The sequence below is a fragment of the Vibrio sp. Vb0598 genome (genome assembly GCF_033338935.1).
In the GTDB taxonomy this organism is placed as follows: Bacteria; Pseudomonadota; Gammaproteobacteria; order Enterobacterales; family Vibrionaceae; genus Vibrio; species Vibrio alginolyticus.
The window spans coordinates 1-1,567 of sequence record NZ_JAWOTP010000091.1 but is presented as its reverse complement, the minus strand read 5'-3'; the positions used below and the strand labels follow the sequence as shown (position 1 = coordinate 1,567).

At 47.9% G+C, this 1,567-nt stretch carries 1 protein-coding gene; it reads right to left on the bottom strand.

Annotation, left to right across the window (positions count from 1 at the left end):
• Positions 1 to 126: 126 nt before the first annotated feature.
• Positions 127 to 1,437 (bottom strand): putrescine-ornithine antiporter, encoded by a 1,311-nt coding sequence (gene potE / locus R7Q38_RS23140; RefSeq protein WP_318114430.1) that lies wholly within the window; start codon positions 1,435 to 1,437, stop codon positions 127 to 129.
• Positions 1,438 to 1,567 lie beyond the last annotated feature (130 nt).

Below are 1,567 nucleotides of genomic sequence, written 5' to 3'. Positions count from 1 at the left end.
AAATGAGTTTTCACGCCATTGGATGTCTAGCCTCAAATGCATTGAGCTGACTTGGGTTTGGCGTAAATGCCTAAAAACAAAGAGCCTTCCACACCGCGTTTGGGAAGGCTCTTTCAGTATTATTTTTTAATTTGCTAAAGGCTCATGCTTCGCAGCAATCAGACCGTAAGCACTCCAGCCTAGGAAGGTTACGATAGAGCCCCACATCATCGCTTCGTAGCCGGAGCCGTAAAGCGCGTAGAAGCTGTACAGAGAGCCAATCAGAGCGATAACGTTGGTGGTTTTCATCTCGCGCTCCGGCACGTGCGCCACTTGCTGCATGTTGAAGATTGCGCCCATACATAGAATGTAAGGAATAACGTTTGTTACTACCGCTAGGTTAACCAGCGCTTCGAACTGCTCGTTCAGCGTTGGAGAGATCGTCATTAGAGACAATACAGATTGGATAATAGTAATCGCGATCATACCTTTGATTGGCGTACCACGTTTGTCCACTTGAGAGAACAATTTAGGGAAGAAGCCAGCATCAGAAGACGATTTGAACACTGACGCGATAGTGAATTGCCAACCCAATAGAGAGCCCGCACAAGCCAATACCGCCATACCCGCAACCACTTTACCAGCGGCTGAACCTAACATCACTGTCCATACAGTTGAGAATGGCGCTGTAGATGCAGCAAGCTCAGAGTTTGCAACGATACCAGAACAGATGTTTGTCGATACAATGTAAACCACAGCCGCGATTAGTGTACCGCCCAGTACTGCGATTGGTACGTTCTTCTCTGGGTTTTCTACCGCTTCAGAGTTCGCACAAGCTGATTCAAGACCAAGGAATGCCCATAGCGTCATCGCAATAGAAGCGCTCACTGCCTCACCAAATGGCAAGCTGTGTGGGTTCCAAGCTTCAATGTACATGGTTGGGTTAAACCAGAACCAACCAACAATACCCAATGAACACACTGGTAGGATTACACCCCACACGGTGAATGTACCAATTTGACCTGTGATTTTCGCACCACCGAAGTTAGCGAAAGTACAAATCCAAAGAATGGCGATGGTGTACAAACAGGTTTCGACCGGAGATAGGGTCACTTCAAAGAATGCGGAGCCGTAACCCACACAAGTAATCGCGATCGCAATGTTCGCAATAAGGAGCGACAAACCGTAAGTCCAGCCCGCCATAAATGCACCCGATTTACCGAATGCATAAGACGCGTAACCGTTCATACCGCCGTCACGTTTACTAAAACGACCACATTTTGCGAACACGTAAGCCAACGCCAAAGAGCCCGCTGCCGTGATCAGCCAAGACAACACAGAAATGGTGCCCACTTGCGCCAGTTTACTTGGCAGCATGATGATGCCGGAGCCGGCCATGTTGATGAATGTCAGAATGGTTAACTGCACCACCGACATTTTTTTAGTTTCAGTACTCATAAATTATTCTCCACGAATAAGCGGTTCGCACCGACGCCGGAGCGTGGTGCGAACGGGTAGATTAATCTTTTAGGACATAACAATGTGCGGTAGTGCGACCGTTAACATCTTCAAGGTACACACCTTGAAT

Bases quoted from the DNA above. Each gene is read 5' to 3' on its own strand.
- potE (WP_318114430.1), bottom strand. From the start codon at position 1,437: ATGAGTACTGAAACTAAAAAAATGTCGGTGGTGCAGTTAACCATTCTG.